Source organism: Desulfurobacterium sp. TC5-1 (genome assembly GCF_000421485.1).
In the GTDB taxonomy this organism is placed as follows: Bacteria; Aquificota; Aquificia; order Desulfurobacteriales; family Desulfurobacteriaceae; genus Desulfurobacterium_A.
On record NZ_ATXC01000002.1, the window covers coordinates 26588 to 43591 of the forward strand.

The 17004-nt window shown below is 41.4% G+C and carries 15 protein-coding genes and 1 tRNA gene; all 16 read left to right on the top strand.

Annotation, left to right across the window (positions count from 1 at the left end; genetic code table 11):
* Positions 1 to 18 precede the first annotated feature (18 nt).
* The 16 genes from H153_RS0107730 (at position 19) to tsf (ending at position 16988) form a co-directional block, all read left to right on the top strand.
* Positions 19 to 95: transfer RNA gene (locus H153_RS0107730), tRNA-Arg, on the top strand.
* Positions 96 to 347: 252 nt separating this feature from the next.
* Positions 348 to 914 carry a helix-turn-helix domain-containing protein gene (locus H153_RS09995; RefSeq protein WP_022847553.1) on the top strand — a complete coding sequence of 189 codons (567 nt, stop codon included), beginning with the start codon at positions 348 to 350 and terminating at the stop codon, positions 912 to 914.
* Between the two features lie 111 nt (positions 915 to 1025).
* On the top strand, positions 1026 to 2339 hold the full coding sequence (locus tag H153_RS0107740) for an HD-GYP domain-containing protein (protein ID WP_022847554.1): 1314 nt from the start codon (positions 1026 to 1028) through the stop codon (positions 2337 to 2339).
* Positions 2340 to 2451: 112 nt separating this feature from the next.
* Entirely contained in the window at positions 2452 to 3969 is a 1518-nt protein-coding gene (locus H153_RS0107745; RefSeq protein ID WP_022847555.1) for a glutamate synthase-related protein, read from the top strand.
* Between the two features lie 11 nt (positions 3970 to 3980).
* Positions 3981 to 4448: a 4Fe-4S dicluster domain-containing protein gene (locus H153_RS0107750; protein WP_022847556.1), complete on the top strand. Its 468-nt coding sequence runs from the start codon at positions 3981 to 3983 to the stop codon at positions 4446 to 4448.
* A gap of 2 nt (positions 4449 to 4450) precedes the next feature.
* Positions 4451 to 5749 (top strand): FAD-dependent oxidoreductase, encoded by a 1299-nt coding sequence (locus H153_RS0107755; protein WP_022847557.1) that lies wholly within the window; start codon positions 4451 to 4453, stop codon positions 5747 to 5749.
* On the top strand, positions 5746 to 6864 hold the full coding sequence (locus H153_RS0107760; RefSeq protein WP_022847558.1) for a glutamine amidotransferase family protein: 1119 nt from the start codon (positions 5746 to 5748) through the stop codon (positions 6862 to 6864). The genes H153_RS0107755 and H153_RS0107760 overlap by 4 nt, the downstream gene beginning before the upstream one ends.
* Before the next feature lie 21 nt (positions 6865 to 6885).
* Positions 6886 to 7680: a hypothetical protein gene (locus H153_RS0107765; protein ID WP_022847559.1), complete on the top strand. Its 795-nt coding sequence runs from the start codon at positions 6886 to 6888 to the stop codon at positions 7678 to 7680.
* 205 nt (positions 7681 to 7885) lie between these two features.
* On the top strand, positions 7886 to 8824 hold the full coding sequence (gene pstC, locus H153_RS0107770; RefSeq protein WP_022847560.1) for a phosphate ABC transporter permease subunit PstC: 939 nt from the start codon (positions 7886 to 7888) through the stop codon (positions 8822 to 8824).
* Complete coding sequence (pstA, locus tag H153_RS0107775) at positions 8824 to 9666, top strand: phosphate ABC transporter permease PstA (protein WP_022847561.1); 843 nt, start codon at positions 8824 to 8826, stop codon at positions 9664 to 9666. Before pstC ends, pstA begins: the two co-directional genes overlap by 1 nt.
* A 15-nt stretch (positions 9667 to 9681) precedes the next feature.
* Positions 9682 to 10461: a phosphate ABC transporter ATP-binding protein PstB gene (gene pstB / locus H153_RS0107780; protein ID WP_022847562.1), complete on the top strand. Its 780-nt coding sequence runs from the start codon at positions 9682 to 9684 to the stop codon at positions 10459 to 10461.
* 105 nt (positions 10462 to 10566) lie between these two features.
* A complete protein-coding gene (locus H153_RS0107790) occupies positions 10567 to 10866 on the top strand; it encodes a hypothetical protein (protein WP_022847564.1) in 300 nt (99 codons plus the stop codon).
* Between the two features lie 137 nt (positions 10867 to 11003).
* Positions 11004 to 14441, top strand: a complete 3438-nt coding sequence (gene dnaE / locus H153_RS0107795) for a DNA polymerase III subunit alpha (protein WP_022847565.1) — start codon at positions 11004 to 11006, stop codon at positions 14439 to 14441.
* Between the two features lie 10 nt (positions 14442 to 14451).
* Entirely contained in the window at positions 14452 to 15399 is a 948-nt protein-coding gene (locus tag H153_RS0107800) for an acetyl-CoA carboxylase carboxyltransferase subunit alpha (protein ID WP_022847566.1), read from the top strand.
* A gap of 252 nt (positions 15400 to 15651) precedes the next feature.
* Complete coding sequence (rpsB, locus tag H153_RS09655) at positions 15652 to 16389, top strand: 30S ribosomal protein S2 (protein ID WP_040371933.1); 738 nt, start codon at positions 15652 to 15654, stop codon at positions 16387 to 16389.
* Positions 16390 to 16391: 2 nt separating this feature from the next.
* Entirely contained in the window at positions 16392 to 16988 is a 597-nt protein-coding gene (gene tsf, locus H153_RS0107810; RefSeq protein WP_022847568.1) for a translation elongation factor Ts, read from the top strand.
* The last annotated feature ends 16 nt before the right edge of the window (positions 16989 to 17004 follow it).

Below are 17004 nucleotides of genomic sequence, written 5' to 3' on the forward strand. Positions count from 1 at the left end.
CTATATTTCCTTAGTGCTGCGCCCGTAGCTCAGTAGGATAGAGCGCGAGATTCCTAATCTCGAGGTCGCAGGTTCGATCCCTGCCGGGCGCGCCACTTCCTGTAAACATAAGTCCCGATTAAATTTTTAAAACCTCAAGCGATAGAATGTAACTTTCCAACTATAACCTATCGGCTTTCCTATCCAGCCTCACGGTTATTGGCTTTTCCGAAAAATTTTTCTAAATTTACGTTACACATTGAAACAGCGAAAACAAAAGGCCATTAATGATAACAATTTTCAATAAGCAGCAGAAATTGTTTAGAAAGAAAGTGAAACATCAATAAGCGAAATACAGGGAAGGCTTTATGGAAAAGTTTGATCCTTCAAAACTGAGAAAACTAAGGAAGAAAAAAAATCTAACTCAAGAAGAGCTGGCAGAAATACTGGGAGTACATCCGGTAAGTTATGCAAGGTGGGAATCAGGATTGAGGGAGCCAAAAGCCGAATATGTTATAAGACTGGCCAAAATTCTTGGCACTTCCCCAGAATATTTTTTTAAGGAAGAACAAAACATAGAATATAAAATCAATAACAGAAAAATTGAGAAAATTGAATTTCCACACTACCCAGAAGGGAATATTCCATATCAGGCTTTATGGATAGAAATTAAAGAGGACTTATGCAACGTAGTGAAAGCCGGTGACATACTATTAGTGGCCAAAGTGCCCCTGAAGTCTCTTAAAAATGGTGAAAAAGTTCTGATATCAAAAGAAGGAAAAAAAGAAATAAGAAGATATTTCATGAAAGAAGGTACAGTTTTCCTAATCCCGATGAGCGATTCAGAAGAAATTATAATCCTTGATAAAGAAAAGGCCTCTGAAATGGAAAAACATCTATACTTAATACTTGGAAAGTATCAGCCTTTAAGGTAAAACAGTTCAAATAACCTGTGCTTTATAGCTAAATCCAGTAGTTGCTTTCTATCTTTTTTTATCGCTAAAAAGATGTATAATGCAATATAATTAAAAATAGGGGGGCTTAAAATGATGGCGCTCGGGCAAACCATTGATATATCAAAATTTCTGCTTGCCATATCCTCAATGAACGGCCTCTCTGACCCGGCGATAAATAACCACAACTACAGAGTTGCTTTTATATCTTATCTAATAGGTAAAGAAATCAGTTTTTCCAATGAGTTCTTGTACAACCTGTTAGTTGCAGGATTACTACACGACATAGGTCTTCTGCTCGTCCACATAAGAGAAGATGTTGCTCTTCTCAAAAATCCTTCTGCTAAAGAAACAAGAAAAGTTCATCTTCATGCGGAAGTAGGGTACGAGCTCCTGAGAAAATTTCCCTATTTTTCAAAAATAGCTAAAATTGTCAAGTACCATCACTATTCATATCAGGAAGCTATTGAGAATAAAGACATACCTTTTAGTGCTGCAATAGTCAATCTGGCCGACAGAATAGATATTTTCATAATAAACAACGCAGATACGGAACAGCCATACTCAAACATTTCAAGAGTTTTACCAAAATTGGAAAAATTCTTGAAAAGGCAAGAAGGGAAAATATTCAGTCCAAAGCTGGTAGATATATTCCTCCAGAAAGTATCCCATCAGGAAGCGTTTTGGTACGAAATATTAAATGAAAACTGCCTCAAAGAAAGTCTCGAACGCCTCTTAAAAAGTTTTGATAATAAATTACCTTCTGAAGCGTTTTACGACCTCTCACAGATGTTAGCATACCTGATAGACTTTAAAAGTCCTTTTACAGCAACCCACTCTTCCGGCGTAGCTCAAACAGCTGCTTCACTTGCAAGTTTTTTCAAATTTACATCTCCCGACCTGAAAAAAATAAAAATAGCAGGACTGCTTCACGATATAGGAAAAGTGGCCATACCCCTTTCCATTCTGGAAAAACAGGGCAAGCTAACAGAGGAAGAGTTTAACATAATGAAATCTCACGTATTTTACAGTTATAAAATAATATCCAGACTTAACGTGGACAACGATATAATAGAGTGGGCTTCTTACCACCACGAAACTCTGGACGGAGAAGGATACCCTTTCAGGTTAACGGCAAAAGAACTTTCTCTCGGTTCAAGAATAATGGCTGTTGCAGATATCTTCACAGCTCTGCGAGAAGACAGGCCTTACAAGAAAGGATTACCTCCAGAAAGGGCAATATCAATAATAGATGAGCTTTCTAAAAAGAAAAAGCTGGACAAGAGAGTTGTAAACGTCTTAAGAAAAAATCTCAGCAACATAAGTATGCAGGTTGAAGAGTCTCAAAAACGTGCAAAAGAGCTTTATCACGAATTAAGAGGAATCGTCTCCATGTACAAAGAATAACACCATCCTGAAGACAGCTCTAAATAAAACCCCAGCTTAACTGTAAATTTTTGCTATAATACCTTCCACCTTTTGCTTGTTATCTCCTTCTACCGTTTTTCGGAGGTTAAAGATGCTTTTTAAAAAACCACAGGTGGCATTCTATCCCTTCATGGTTTTAAGGGATCCTGACAGATGTGTCAAATGTAAGTCCTGCGTTGACCAGTGCACATTTGACGCAACTTACTATGATGAAGATTACGACAGGATTATGAACCGTAACGAAAACTGTGTTAACTGCAAAAGATGTGAAGCATTCTGCCCAACAGATGCCATAAAGGTCGTCCCAAACCCTTCAACATTCCATCCAGATGCTAACTGGACACCTGAAGCAATTAGAGACATTCACGTCCAGATGCTCACAGGCGCCGTTATTCTCACATCCACAGGAAACGACAAACCTTACAGAAACTATTTTGACCACCTTCTCCTCGATGCATGTCAGGTAACAAACCCATCAATTGACCCGTTAAGAGAACCGATGGAACTAAAGACCTTCTTAGGAAGGAAACCTGACAGGTTAGAATTTGAAGAAGATGAAGTATCCATAAAAACAACTATTGGAAAACAACTTGAACTTGAAATACCCGTTCTATTCTCTGCAATGTCCTACGGTTCTATCAACCTCAACCTTCAAAAAGCAATGGCAATAGCAGCAGAGGAAAACGGAACATATTGGAACACAGGTGAAGGTGGACTTCACAAAAGCCTTAGAAAGTATAAAGATTGCACAATCGTTCAGGTAGCGTCAGGAAGATTTGGAGTTGACATAGATTATCTTGAAACTTCAGCGGCAATAGAGATTAAAATTGGACAGGGTGCAAAGCCGGGAATCGGCGGACACCTGCCAGGTGAAAAGGTAAACGAAGGAATTGCAGAAACAAGGATGATTCCAGTTGGTGCGGATGCTATCTCTCCGGCACCTCATCATGACATATACTCTATTGAAGACTTAAGACAGTTAATTTACGCACTCAAAGAGGCGACAAACTACGAAAAACCCGTATCTGTAAAAATCGCAGCCGTTCACAACGTTGCTGCAATTGCAACCGGTATTGCCCACGCAGGTGCCGATATTATAGCGATAGATGGCTTCCGGGGCGGAACAGGTGCAACACCAAAATCCCTGAGAGACTACGTTGGTATCCCAATAGAACTTGCAATTGCAGCAGTTGATGAGAGATTGAGAAAAGAGGGATTAAGAAACAACGTATCACTAATAGCAGCCGGTGGATTCAGAAATCCTATCGACGTACTTAAAGCGATAGCCCTCGGTGCAGACGCTGTCTACATAGGTACTGTGGCTCTTCTTGCAGCCGGATGTACACAGTGCCAGCAGTGTCACACCGGTAGATGTGCATGGGGTATTACAACAAACGACCCGAAGCTTGCAAAGAGGCTCAACCCGGATATAGTTGCTGAAAACCTGTCAAACCTTTTAAGAGCGTGGAAACATGACATCAAAGAGATGTTGGGTGCCATGGGAATTAACGCAATTGAAAGTATAAAAGGCAACCGACTTCGCCTTAGAAGCGTCGGCCTGACAGAGCAGGAAAATAAAATCCTGGGCGTTCTGCCCGCTGGAATGTAAGGGGAGAGACCATGGAGCAGAAACAGCAGAAGAAAAAGAGAAGAAACCTTTACAAGGTTTATCCCATAGAGGAAAACTGTATCTCCTGCAGGTACTGCGAGGTTGCCTGCACTATGGTTCACAGTGAATCAAAAGATCCCATTAAGGCCTATAAACTTGAAGATCTTTTGCCGAGACCAACCGTTGAGGTGGAAGGTCCTGTTTCCCTATCTGTGATGTGTAGACACTGTAAACACCCGTTTTGCCTTGACGCCTGCATATCAGGTGCTATCTGGCAGGATAAAAACGGTGTTGTTCACCTTGACGAAGATGTGTGCGTTGGATGCTGGAGCTGCGTTTTAGTGTGTCCTTTCGGTGCAGTTCATCCACATCTTAATAAAAGACACTCTTTCAAGTGTGACCTCTGTGAAGGGAGAGATTTCCCCGCATGTGTTGAAGCATGTCCAAACAGAGCGCTCGTTTACGACAGGGAGAGGTGAAAATGAAATATGTAATAGTAGGCAACAGTGCTGCAGCAGTAGGCTGTATAAACGGCATTAGAAAAGTCGATAAAGAAGGCGAAATAACCGTTATCACCTACGAAAAGGAAGGTTGCTACTCAAAGCCAATGATAGCCGATATTCTCGTTGACCTTCCTGAAGAGAAACTTATCTACAAAGGTAAAAAGTTCTTTGAACAGAAAAACGTAAGAGTGTTACTTGGAACAAAGGCAATAAAGATTGATCCAGAGAAGAAAGAAGTCGTTCTTGACACCGGAATAGCTGAAAACTACAACAAACTTTTAATCTCTACAGGTGCAAAACCGTTTGTACCTCCAATCAAAGGCAGCGAAAAAGAAGGCGTCTTCACATTTACAGAGTTATCAAAAGCAAAGGCCGCAAAAGAGTACATAACAAAAAACGGCATCAAAGACGTTGTTGTAATTGGCTCCGGTTTTATAGGTCTTGAAGTTGCCTACTTCCTGAGAAAGAAAGGAATAAACGTTTACGTTGTGGAACTTCTCAACAAGGTACTTGGAAAAGCACTTGACAACAGGGGCTCTGAAATCGTAGAGAAAATAATGAGAGATATCGGCATAAACTTCTTCTTTGAAGATACTGTAGAGGAAATCCTTGGAAACGAAAAAGTAGAAAGCGTAAAACTTAAATCCGGAAAAATTATTAATGCTGAAATGGTAATCGTTGCAATAGGTGTTAGACCGAACACAGAACTTGCCCAAACAGCAGGAATAAAAGTAAACCGCGGCATTGACACAAATCTGTTCATGGAAACATCCATCCCGGATATATATGCTGCTGGAGACTGTGTAGAAAACATAGACATTACAGACGGTACAAAGAAAAATCTTCCCCTCTTTCCCCTTGCCTTTGAACAGGGACTTGTTGCTGGACTTAATATGGCTGGAAAGAAGATGAAATATCTGGGCGGACTGCCTCTCAACTCATTAAAATTCCTTGAAGAGGTTCCGGTCCTCAACGCAGGCATCGTGGAACCACCGGACTCAACATACGAAGTCCTCGTAAACGATAGGTTCGAAAAGAGGGGATACTACCGAAAAGCTATAATTAAAGATAACCGCCTTGTAGGCTTTGTTGCCATAGGAGAAATTGACCGCGTCGGTATTCTCACAGGTATTATCAGACAGAAACTTGACGTATCAACGTTTAAAGAAAAGCTGGTTGATATAGACTTTGGTCTTGTTCACCTTCCAAAGAGCTGGAGAGAGGCAAGAATCCAGCAGGATAAAACAGGCTATAACGACTGGAGGCCCGAAGAATGATGAGTTACTCTGAAATGTCTGGCTGCGGTCTCGCAGGTTTTATTAACAGAGACGGAAAAAGAGTCTCTGGAAAAGACATCTTTGACTCTATAACATCCATGAAGGAACGTGGAAACGGTATGGGTGCCGGCTACGCCGCATACGGTATCTATCCGGATATGGCCGAATACTACGCATTCCACGTTATGATGGACAGCATGGACATAGCAACCGAAATTACGGCTGTTTTAAATAGATTCTTCCACATCGTCAAAAGCGAAATGATACCTACAAAGAGCGTCCCATCCCTCTACAAAAAGACAACGCCCCCTGTATTTTACAGATACTTTGTAACACCAAGGGAAGATGTGAAGCTTCCCCTTGAAACAGAAGAAGACATGGTTGTAAGAGCGGTGATGACCATCAACGAAAATGTAAAAGGTGCCTACGTAATTTCCAGCGGTAAAAATATGGGGGCTTTCAAAGGTGTAGGCGAACCGGATGAAATTGGTGAATTCTTTGAGATAGATCAGTATGAAGGATACATATGGATAGCTCATACCCGCTTTCCGACAAACACTCCAGGTTGGTGGGGAGGTGCCCATCCATTTACGCTACTTGATTGGTCAATAGTCCACAACGGAGAGATAACCTCTTACGGAACGAACAAAAGGTATGTTGAAATGTACGGTTACAAGTGTACACTGCTCACCGATACAGAAGTTGCAGCCTACATCTTTGACCTTCTCTTTAGAAAACACAAACTCCCAATAAAGGCAACTCTAATGGCAATTGCTGCACCTTTCTGGAAAGACATTGAATACCTGAAAGAGAAAAAGCTTAATAAAGTTGCAGAAATGGCTAAGAAGATAAGAGAAATCTACTCTTCCGCAATGCTAAATGGACCATTCGCAATGCTCTTTGCCTACAAAGACGGTCTCATAGGATTCAACGACAGGATAAAACTTCGTCCTTTCGTTGCGGCAATTAATGGTGACACCGTATATATGGCAAGCGAAGAGTCAGCTATAAAGGTTATCTGCAAAAATCCAGAAAAGGTGTGGATGCCAAGAGCCGGGGAACCGGTTATCGCACTTATGAATTACTGTAAAGACGGCATCTGCCACCCGGGATAACATCTTATAAGAGGTAGGAAAATGGAAGTTAAACAGCTTAACGAAACAACCTATGAGATAAAGTGCGGGACAGCCCACTACAGAATCGTTAACGCAAAGATAAAAGAGTTAGTTAAAAACGGTGCTGAAAAGATAATACTCAGAGAAGTTTACGGACAGAGGTACATAGGAACGGGAATAAAAGAACCTGTAAAAATAGAGATTCACGGAACCGCTGGAAATGACCTTGGAATATTCCTTTACAACCCGAAGATTGAAGTTTTCGGAAATGCCCAGGACTGCGTCGGCAACACAATGATGAAAGGAGAAATCATCGTAAGAGGCCATGCTGGTGACGTTTGCGGATATGGAATGAGAGGCGGAAAAGTCTATATAGAAGGAGACGTAGGCTATAGAGTTGGCATACACATGAAAGGATACAAAGAGTTCGTCCCAACATTTATCATAGGCGGAAAAGCTGGCAATTTCTTCGGTGAATACATGGCAGGTGGAAAACTCATACTTTTAGGACTCAACAGAAAAAGCGGTGAAGATATCGTAGGTGACTACTGCGCTACAGGAATGCACGGTGGAGTCATATACGTTAGAGGTGAAGTACCTAAAAGGTATCTTGGTAAAGAGGTGAAAATTTTCGAAATAGACGACAAAGATAGGGAGATACTTGAAACAGAACTTAAAGGCTTTGCTAAAGCGTTCAATTTAAGTGTTGAAGAGATAATGTCAGAACCTTTTACAAAAATCGTTCCCGTAAGCGCAAGACCTTACGGAAGAATGTACGCCCACAGATGGGGAATAGCAAGCGGAATAATAAAGTAAATATTCTTTAAGGCGGGCATCCCCGCCTTATACAAGCCTTATCCAGACCTTTATGTCAGCAGGTTTTCAAAATGCACACAGTTTTGGCTGTGAACAAAAGCATATTAATCAAACCTATCCTTTCTTAACATTCAATGCATAGAATTTTATAGAACGACTTGATATACTATCCATACGAAAAAGTTTGTTGTCTTAGAGAGGACATATGGAAGGGAAAAATAGACTTTATATAGGTGACAGGCTATTCCAAACCCTCGCATTCTTATCAACGGTTATTATTGTAGTATCTCTTTTTGCCATAGGTGTCACTCTCTATAAAGAGGCAGCTCCTGCTATCCACAAATTTGGAATTATTAACTTTATAAAGTCTCCCGATTGGAATCCGCCAATGGATGAGTTTGGCGGACTACCGGCAATCTACGGAACAATTGTCAGCACTATTATTTCTATTGTTCTTTCAGTCCCCGTAGCAATTGGAATTGCCATCTTTTTAACAGAAATAGCACCAGACAGGCTTAAATCACCCATCGGCATAGCAATAGAACTTTTAGCAGCCATTCCAAGTATCATCTACGGTATGTGGGGACTTTTCTACTTTGCACCTTTTGTAAGGGACCGCCTTCAGCCGATTATACATGCAACTCTCGGGAAATTGCCCGTTATCGGTGAATGGTTCTCCGGATTTACTCCCGGGATAGGCCTGCTTACTGCTTCTTTAGTCCTTGCCGTCATGATTCTACCTTTTACCGCAGCAATAGCAAGAGATTCCTTCAACATGGTCCCGCCTATTCTTAAAGAATCTGCCTACGCATTAGGCGCAACAAAGTGGGACGTTATGAAAGATGTCGTTCTACCTTACGCAAAGTTAGGTGTTATAGGCGGTATTATTCTATCCTTAGGCAGAGCCATGGGTGAAACGATGGCAGTAACCTTTGTTATGGGAAACCAGCCGGTAATTCCCCAATCAATACTTCAACCTGCAACATCAATAACAGTTACTCTTGCAAATGAATTTGCTGAAGCAGATACAAAAATATATCTATCCAGCCTCTTCTTCCTCGCACTCATACTTTTTGTTATGAGCTTCATCGTAATAGCCATAGGAAAGTTTCTCTTCCTCAAGAAAGTTGAGAGAGGTAGATAGTGGACGCCTTTAAAAAGAGAAAAATCGTTAACAACATTGTTCTTATACTCTCAACATTAGCGGCATTGTTCGGCATTCTTTGGCTTGTATGGATATTAGGGACCCTTGTATATAAAGGCGGGGCTACCTTATCATGGCAGGTATTCGTCGGAAATCCTCCTGCCCCGGGAGACAATACAGGAGGCTTAAAGCACGCAATAATAGGTCAAATTTTAATCGTGTCCATAGCAGTAATAATCGGTGTTCCCATAGGTATCTTAGCCGGAACTTTCCTTTCCGAATACGGAAAAAACAGCAGACTTGCAAATATAGTAAGGGACATTTCTGACATCCTCATGAGCGTTCCTTCAATCGTAATAGGTACGTTTGTTTATGCAATTTTAGTTGAACCTTTTGGACATTTTATGGGTATTTCCGGTTCTGTTGCCCTTGCAATTATGATGCTTCCCATAATAGTTAGAACAACTGATGATATGTTAAACATGGTTCCAAGAGAACTCAGAGAGGCAGCATATGCCCTTGGCGCAACAAAATCCAAAGTAATTACCTCCGTTGTTTATAAAGGTGCCATAACAGGTATCATAACGGGCGTGATACTTGCCGTTGCAAGAATTGGTGGTGAAACGGCTCCACTTCTCTTTACATCCTTTAACAACAACTTTTTGACATACAACGTTTTTCAGCCCATGGCGTCACTTACAGTAACGATGTACGATTACGCCATGAGTCCTTACGAATACTGGCAGAAACTTGCCTGGGCAGCAGCCATAATACTCACATTTGGCGTTCTTGCTCTTAATCTCATAGGTCGTGCCATAGCCAAGTGGAAATTTAAAAAATAGTAATCGGAGGGTGTTTTGAGTTATATAGCTGAGATAACCGAACCGGCAAAGATTGAGGTAAAGAACCTTAACTTCTACTACGGTGACAAACACGCACTTAAAAACATCTCTTTTAAAGTGCCGGAATTAAAAGTTACAGCCCTCATCGGACCTTCCGGATGCGGTAAAACAACACTGCTGCGGTGCTTTAACAGAATGCATGACCTTTATCCCGGAAACAGATACGAGGGTGAAATTATCTTCGATGGAACAAACATCTTAGACAAGAACATAGATCTTATCAGGTTGAGAAGTCGCATCGGTATGGTTTTTCAAAAACCCACCGCATTTCCAATGAGCATATTTGATAACGTAGCCTACGGCCTGAAGTTGAAAGGAATAAAAAATAAAACTGAACTTGCCGATAGGGTGGAAAAGGCGTTGAAGGACGCTGCTTTGTGGGAAGAGGTAAAGGATAGATTGAACCAACCTGCATCTGGACTTTCTGGTGGTCAGCAGCAGAGATTATGCATAGCAAGAGCAATAGCCGTTGAACCGGAAGTCCTCCTCTTTGACGAACCAACATCGGCACTTGACCCAATCTCCACGATGAAAATAGAAGAGCTTATTACCTCCTTAAGAGGAAAATTAACCATCCTAATTGTAACCCACAACATGCAGCAGGCTGCAAGGGTTTCTGATTACACGGCATTTATGTACATGGGAGAACTTATTGAATTCAATAGAACGGATCAGATATTCGTTAAACCACACGAAAAACTTACTGAAGACTACATCACAGGCCGTTTTGGATAATAAAAAGGGGCATTTCGCCCCTTTTAAGATTTTGATAAAACTTGCACTTTTAGAAAACAATAAATATATTTACCTCCGTGGTGCAGATTTTTTACGGAGGCTCCAATGAGAGCTGAAAAGTTTTTCTATTCACTCCACTTAATAACAGCCATTACCATCCCTATTTTTGTCCTTGTCCACCTTCTTGTTATGCACACACCATTTACCTTCGTATATGCTTTATATCCATCATGTCCGTACGCATTTTGTCTCTTTGTAACGGCCATGGTTTATCACGGCATGTACGGCATAAGAGGTTGGTTCGTTGAAAAGATGGGACATATAAAAGCAGCTGATATTGCATTCATCACTGCGGGCATCTTTTTATGCATTCTCCTTAACGGATCAATTTTAGGGTATTGGTAAACTATTTCATCCGCAAGCCCCCCTTACCCAAACCTTTCAGACGAACCAGAATTTTTTTGTCAACTTAAATTTAATGCCTACCTGAGGGGAAAGTTATAATTTAAGTGGAAGATAGAAAAAGCGGAGGAGACATTTAAATGGTAGGCAAAGGCGATTTCGTTCATCTTCACCTTCACTCTCAGTACTCGATTCTTGACGGTGCCATAAAGATAAAAGAGATGGTTAAAAAGGCCAAAGAACTTGGCATGCCCGCTGTTGCCGTTACAGATCATGGCAACATGTTCGCGTCCCTTGAACTTTACAATACATGTAAAGAAGAAGGCATAAAACCGATAATCGGACAGGAATTTTACATAGCAAAAGGCTCCCGATTTGACAGAAAAGAAGCGGGAGAGAAAGGAAGTTACCACCTTGTGCTTCTTGCCAAAAACGAAACCGGCTTAAAAAACCTCATGAAGTTAAGCTCCATTGCCTTTATAGAGGGATTTTATTACAAGCCCCGCATAGACAAAGAAGTTCTTGAAAAGTACAGCGAAGGACTTATAGCAATGTCTGCCTGCATCCAGGGAGAAATACCCCTCCTTTACCTCAAGGGACAGTACGAAGAAGCCGAAAAGGCGGCAAAGTGGTACAAAGACCTATTCGGTGAAGACTTCTACCTCGAGCTTCAAGACCACGGAATGAGAGAACAGAAAAAAGCCAACAGAGGCCTCATAGATATAGCGAAAAAGTTAGACATAGAACTCGTGGCGACAAACGATGCCCACTACCTTAACAAAGAGGACTGGGAAGCCCACGATATTCTTCTTTGTATTCAAACAGGAAAAAAACTCAACGACGAAAAAAGAATGCGCTTTCCGACAAAAGAGTTTTACTTTAAAAACGGCGAAGAAATGTTCAGACTGTTCAAAGAAGTTCCCGAAGCCATAACAAACACGCTCAAGATAGCGGAAAAGATAAACGTTGAAATAAAAAATGACGGCTATCATCTGCCAAAATACAAAGTTCCGGAAGGATACACTTACTCAAGTTACCTAAAAGAGCTTGCAGAAAAAGGTCTTGAAAGAAGATTCAAAGAACTCGGAATAAAAGACGGAGAAACCAAAAGACAGTATAGAGAAAGGCTCTACTACGAACTTAAAATCATAGATAACATGGGATTTCCGGGATACTTTCTTATTGTCTGGGATTTTATCAACTGGGCAAAGAAAAACGGCATACCTGTAGGACCGGGAAGAGGTTCGGCAGCAGGCTCACTTGTTGCCTATGCTATAGGCATAACGGACATAAACCCTTTAAGGTTTAACCTTCTGTTTGAAAGATTCCTCAACCCGGAAAGGGTAACAATGCCCGATATAGACGTCGACATCTGTCAGGACGGAAGAGACAGAGTTATCCAGTACGTAAGGGAAAAATATGGAAACGACAAAGTTTGCCAGATTATCACCTTTGGAACACTGAAACCAAAAGGCGTAATAAGAGACGTGGGAAGAGTTCTTGACATTCCTTACGGAGAAGTTGACAGAATAGCAAAACTTATTCCCGATGACGCCAAAACAATTGAAGACGCAATAGAGAAAGCACCAGAACTGAAAGAACTTATAGAGAGTAACGAACTTTATAAAAAGATGGCGAAAATCGCCTCAAAACTTCAGGGATTAACAAGGCAAACCGGCGTACACGCTGCCGGTGTCGTTATTACACCAGAAACACTGACAAACTTCATTCCTTTAGCAAGGAGTAAAGATGGAGACATAACCACCCAGTACGAAATGGGACAGGTTGAAAAGTTAGGTCTCCTTAAAATGGACTTTTTAGGACTAAAAACCCTTACCATCATTGATAAAACCATAAAACTTGTTGAAAAGACAAGAAACGAAAAGGTTGACCTGAAAACACTTCCCCTTGATGATGAAAAGACCTACAAACTGCTTCAGGAAGGAAACACCGTAGGCGTATTCCAGCTTGAATCACCGGGTATGAGAAACCTGATGAAACGACTAAAACCAGAATCTATAGAAGACATCGTCGCTCTCGTTGCCCTTTACCGTCCAGGACCTCTCAACTCAGGAATGGCTGAAAGTTATATAAAAAGAAAACACGGTCAGGAACCAGTCGATTACATCTTCCCGGAACTTGAACCTTACCTAAAAGAGACATACGGTCTCTTCATCTATCAGGAACAGATAATGCAGATAGCAAACGTTCTTGCCGGTTACTCACTTGGAGAAGCTGATCTCTTGCGCCGTGCAATGGGTAAAAAGAAGAAAGAGATAATGGAAGAGCAACGTTCCATATTTGTAAAACGTGCCGTTGAAAAAGGTTATCCAAAAGACAAAGTAGAAAAGCTGTTTGACGATATTGCAAAGTTTGCAGAATACGGATTTAACAAATCTCACTCCGCCGCTTACGGATATCTTGCCTACGTTACTGCATACCTAAAAGCCCATTACCCTCAGGAACTCATGGCAACAATGATGTCCATAGACTATGACAACGCCGATGAGATAGTTAAACTCATAAAAGATTGCAGGGAAAACAATATTGAAATACTGCCACCTGACGTAAACAAGAGCGGCGCCAAGTTTACAATTGAGAATGGTGCAATACGGTTTGGACTGGCAGGGATAAAAGGCGTTGGTGAAAAAGCTGCAGAAGCCATAGTAGAGGCAAGAGAAAGAGAAGGAGAGTTCACAGACCTTTACGACTTCTGCGAAAAAGTGGACATGAGACAGGTAAACCGAAAAGTTCTTGAAGCACTTATAAAAGCGGGGGCTTTTGATTCTACAGGATATAACAGAGCAACCCTCCTTGCAACACTTGAAAAGGCAATGGCAGCAGCTCAGAGCATTCAGAAAACTAAAAACAAAGGCCTAATGAGTCTGTTTGGAGACGAATCTTCAGTTATACAGAAAGAGTATGTTGAAACAGACGAGTGGCCTGAAAGGATAAAGTTAGAGTACGAAAGGGCAGCTATAGGATTCTACTTATCCGGGCATCCTCTATTAGAGTATCAAGCACTTGTTCCCTTGCGCCTTGATACATCTTCTCATAAGAGCGAGTGGAAAGACGGACAGGAGGTTACCATAGCTGGTGCCATAACCTCCGTTAAAACTAAAAGAACCCAAAGAGGAGAAATGTGGGCAAACATTGAAATAACAGACCTCGAAGGTGTTCTCAATGTCCTTGTATTCCCAAACGTTTTCAAAGAATCGGCAGAACTTCTAACAGAAGGTAACGTTGTCATAGTGAAAGGAACTGTAAGAGAAGAAGAGGGAAGCATATCCATAATAGCCAGAGAAATTGGACGCTTTGAAAAGAAACTTTCTGATGTTATAAACAGAATTGTCCTTAAAATTGATGATACAATCTTTTCCGAAGAATTTTTAGAACGGTTAAGAGAATTCTTAGAAACAAACAGTTCTCCTGATGGAAAACCGGTAGTAATTGAACTTGAAACAAACGGATACATAATACAGTTGCAAACACATCCAGACTTTGCAATACCGGTTGATGCGGCTATTTTAAGAAGCCTTAAAAAGATGATAGGTGAAGAGAGGATAAAAATCCTTTGAGAGGGACAAAATGGCAGTTTTGTTAGAATTTGAAAAGAAGGTAGAAAGACTGAGAAGAAAAATAGAAGAGTTGAAAGAAAAAGGGAAACACGACCCGCAGGTGATTAGAGAGATAGAAGAGAAATTTCAAAAAAAGATTGAAGAGTTTTACTCCAACCTTACGCCGTGGGACAAGGTGCTTCTGGCAAGGCATCCTGACCGTCCCCACGCTATTGATTTTATAAACAACGTTTTCGAAGAGTTTATTGAGCTTCACGGCGACAGACACTGCGGCGACGGAAAGGCAATCATTGCTGGATTTGCATACTTTAAAGGCATTCCTGTATGTGTCATAGCCCAGGAAAAGGGAAGAGATACAAAGGACAAAATAGCAAGAAACTTTGGAATGCCAACACCTGAAGACTACAGAAAAGCCCTCCGAGTCATGAAACTTGCAGAAAAGTTTGGAAAACCAATAATCACGTTAGTTGACACCCCCGGCGCATTTCCGGGAATTGAAGCAGAAGAACACGGGCAATCAGAAGCCATAGCAAGGAACCTTCTTGAAATGTCCAGGCTGAAAGTCCCCGTTGTAAGCGTTGTAATTGGTGAAGGCGGAAGTGGTGGTGCTCTGGCCATAAGTGTTGCTAACAGACTTTTAATGTATGAAAACGCTGTTTACTCGGTAATATCACCGGAAGGATGCGCCGCAATACTGTGGCAGTCACAAGACAAGGTTAAGGAAGCTGCCGAAGCTCTAAAGCTAACATCCAAATACCTAAAAGAGTTAGGAATCATTGATGACATAATACCTGAACCTCTTGAAGGTGCTCACAAGGACTACAAATTCACATTCCAGAAATTTGAGGAATATGTGAACAAACACCTTAAAGAGCTGTTAAAAATGAGCCCGGAAGAGCTTAAAAAAGATAGATATAGAAAATTTAGAAAGATTGGCAGCTATCAGAGTCAGGAGTAGCTCTATTGACTGTATAGTCAATTTCCAATATATTACCAACGACAACTCACCTTCCCTGATTCGGAGAGGGGTGCCCTAACGGGTTCTCTCCGAAGACGACGGGATGGGAGGCTAAACCAGAAAACAGGAGGAAAGATGTCTGAAGAGATCAGAAAAGAAGAACAGGCAGAAGAGCAGAAAGTAGAAGCGACAGAGCAGGAAGAAACACAGGAAGAAACATTCAAGCCAAGACCAAAAGGCTCAAGAATCACAATGAAAGAACTTCTTGAAGCCGGGGTTCACTTCGGTCACCAGAAAGAGAGATGGAACCCCAAAATGAAGAGGTTCATCTTCACAGAGAGAAACGGTATCCACATTATCGACCTTCAAAAAACTCTCAAGTACTTTGATGAAGCTTACGACTACGTTGCCGACTTAGTGGCAAACGGCGGAACAATTCTTTTTGTCTGCACAAAGAAACAGGGACAAGACATCGTAAAAGAAGAAGCCGAAAGATGTGGCATGTTCTACATTAACAAGAGATGGTTAGGTGGAACAATTACAAACTTTGAAACTATCAAGAAGAGCATTTTCAAACTTAAAATGCTCAAGAAGATGGAAGAAGAGGGCATCTTTGAAAAGCTCCCCAAGAAAGAGGCTATGAAGCTTAAAAGAAAGAAAGAGAAGCTTGAGAAGTACATCGGCGGAATTGAAAACATGAAAAGAATTCCTGACGCCCTCTTCATCGTTGATGTGGTAAGGGAAGAAAACGCCGTTACAGAAGCAAGAAAGGCAGGTGTTCCTATCGTTGCCCTCGTTGACACAAACGCCGACCCTGACCTTATTGATTACCCAATTCCGGCAAACGACGACGCCATTAGAGCAATAAGACTTCTCACGTCAAGAATCGCAGATGCTGTCCTTGAAGGAAAGATGAGAAGAGAAGCTATAAAGCTTGCCGAAGGCGAAGAGGCTATTGAAGAAGCTGAATTCGTTCCAGAGGAGGAATAATAATGGCTGAAATAACAACACAGATGATAAAAGAGCTTAGAGAAAAGACAGGTGCCGGTATCGTTGACTGTAAAAAGGCCCTTCAGGAAGCTGAAGGCAACATGGAAAAGGCTATTGAAATTCTCAGAAAGAAAGGTGCTGCAAAAGCTGCAAAGAAGGCAGACAGAGCAACGGCTGAGGGTATCGTTGTTTCTTACATCCACGCAGGCGGCAAAGTCGGCGCTTTAGTTGAGATTAACTGTGAAACGGACTTCGTGGCAAGAACAGATGACTTTAAAGCTTTAGGCCACGAAATAGCCATGCAGGTGGCCGCAATGAAACCAAAATACGTAAGCAGGGAAGAGGTTCCTGCTGAAGTGATAGAAAAAGAGAAAGAAATTCTCAAAGAGCAGGCTGTTGCAGAAGGAAAACCTGAACACATCGTTGAGAAAATCGTTGAAGGAAGACTTAACAAGTTCTACTCAGAAAACTGCCTTCTTGACCAGCCATGGATTAAGGACGACAGCAAGACAATTGGTGATCTTATCAAAGAATACATCACAAAGCTTGGTGAAAACATCAAAGTAAAAAGATTCTGCAGATTCGGAGTAGGGGAGTAACATCCCCTCTCCTTAA

Bases quoted from the DNA above. Each gene is read 5' to 3' on its own strand.
- H153_RS09995 (WP_022847553.1), top strand. From the start codon at position 348: ATGGAAAAGTTTGATCCTTCAAAACTGAGAAAACTAAGGAAGAAAAAA.
- H153_RS0107740 (WP_022847554.1), top strand. From the start codon at position 1,026: ATGATGGCGCTCGGGCAAACCATTGATATATCAAAATTTCTGCTTGCC.
- H153_RS0107745 (WP_022847555.1), top strand. From the start codon at position 2,452: ATGCTTTTTAAAAAACCACAGGTGGCATTCTATCCCTTCATGGTTTTA.
- H153_RS0107750 (WP_022847556.1), top strand. From the start codon at position 3,981: ATGGAGCAGAAACAGCAGAAGAAAAAGAGAAGAAACCTTTACAAGGTT.
- H153_RS0107755 (WP_022847557.1), top strand. From the start codon at position 4,451: ATGAAATATGTAATAGTAGGCAACAGTGCTGCAGCAGTAGGCTGTATA.
- H153_RS0107760 (WP_022847558.1), top strand. From the start codon at position 5,746: ATGATGAGTTACTCTGAAATGTCTGGCTGCGGTCTCGCAGGTTTTATT.
- H153_RS0107765 (WP_022847559.1), top strand. From the start codon at position 6,886: ATGGAAGTTAAACAGCTTAACGAAACAACCTATGAGATAAAGTGCGGG.
- pstC (WP_022847560.1), top strand. From the start codon at position 7,886: ATGGAAGGGAAAAATAGACTTTATATAGGTGACAGGCTATTCCAAACC.
- H153_RS0107790 (WP_022847564.1), top strand. From the start codon at position 10,567: ATGAGAGCTGAAAAGTTTTTCTATTCACTCCACTTAATAACAGCCATT.
- dnaE (WP_022847565.1), top strand. From the start codon at position 11,004: ATGGTAGGCAAAGGCGATTTCGTTCATCTTCACCTTCACTCTCAGTAC.
- H153_RS0107800 (WP_022847566.1), top strand. From the start codon at position 14,452: ATGGCAGTTTTGTTAGAATTTGAAAAGAAGGTAGAAAGACTGAGAAGA.
- rpsB (WP_040371933.1), top strand. From the start codon at position 15,652: ATGAAAGAACTTCTTGAAGCCGGGGTTCACTTCGGTCACCAGAAAGAG.
- tsf (WP_022847568.1), top strand. From the start codon at position 16,392: ATGGCTGAAATAACAACACAGATGATAAAAGAGCTTAGAGAAAAGACA.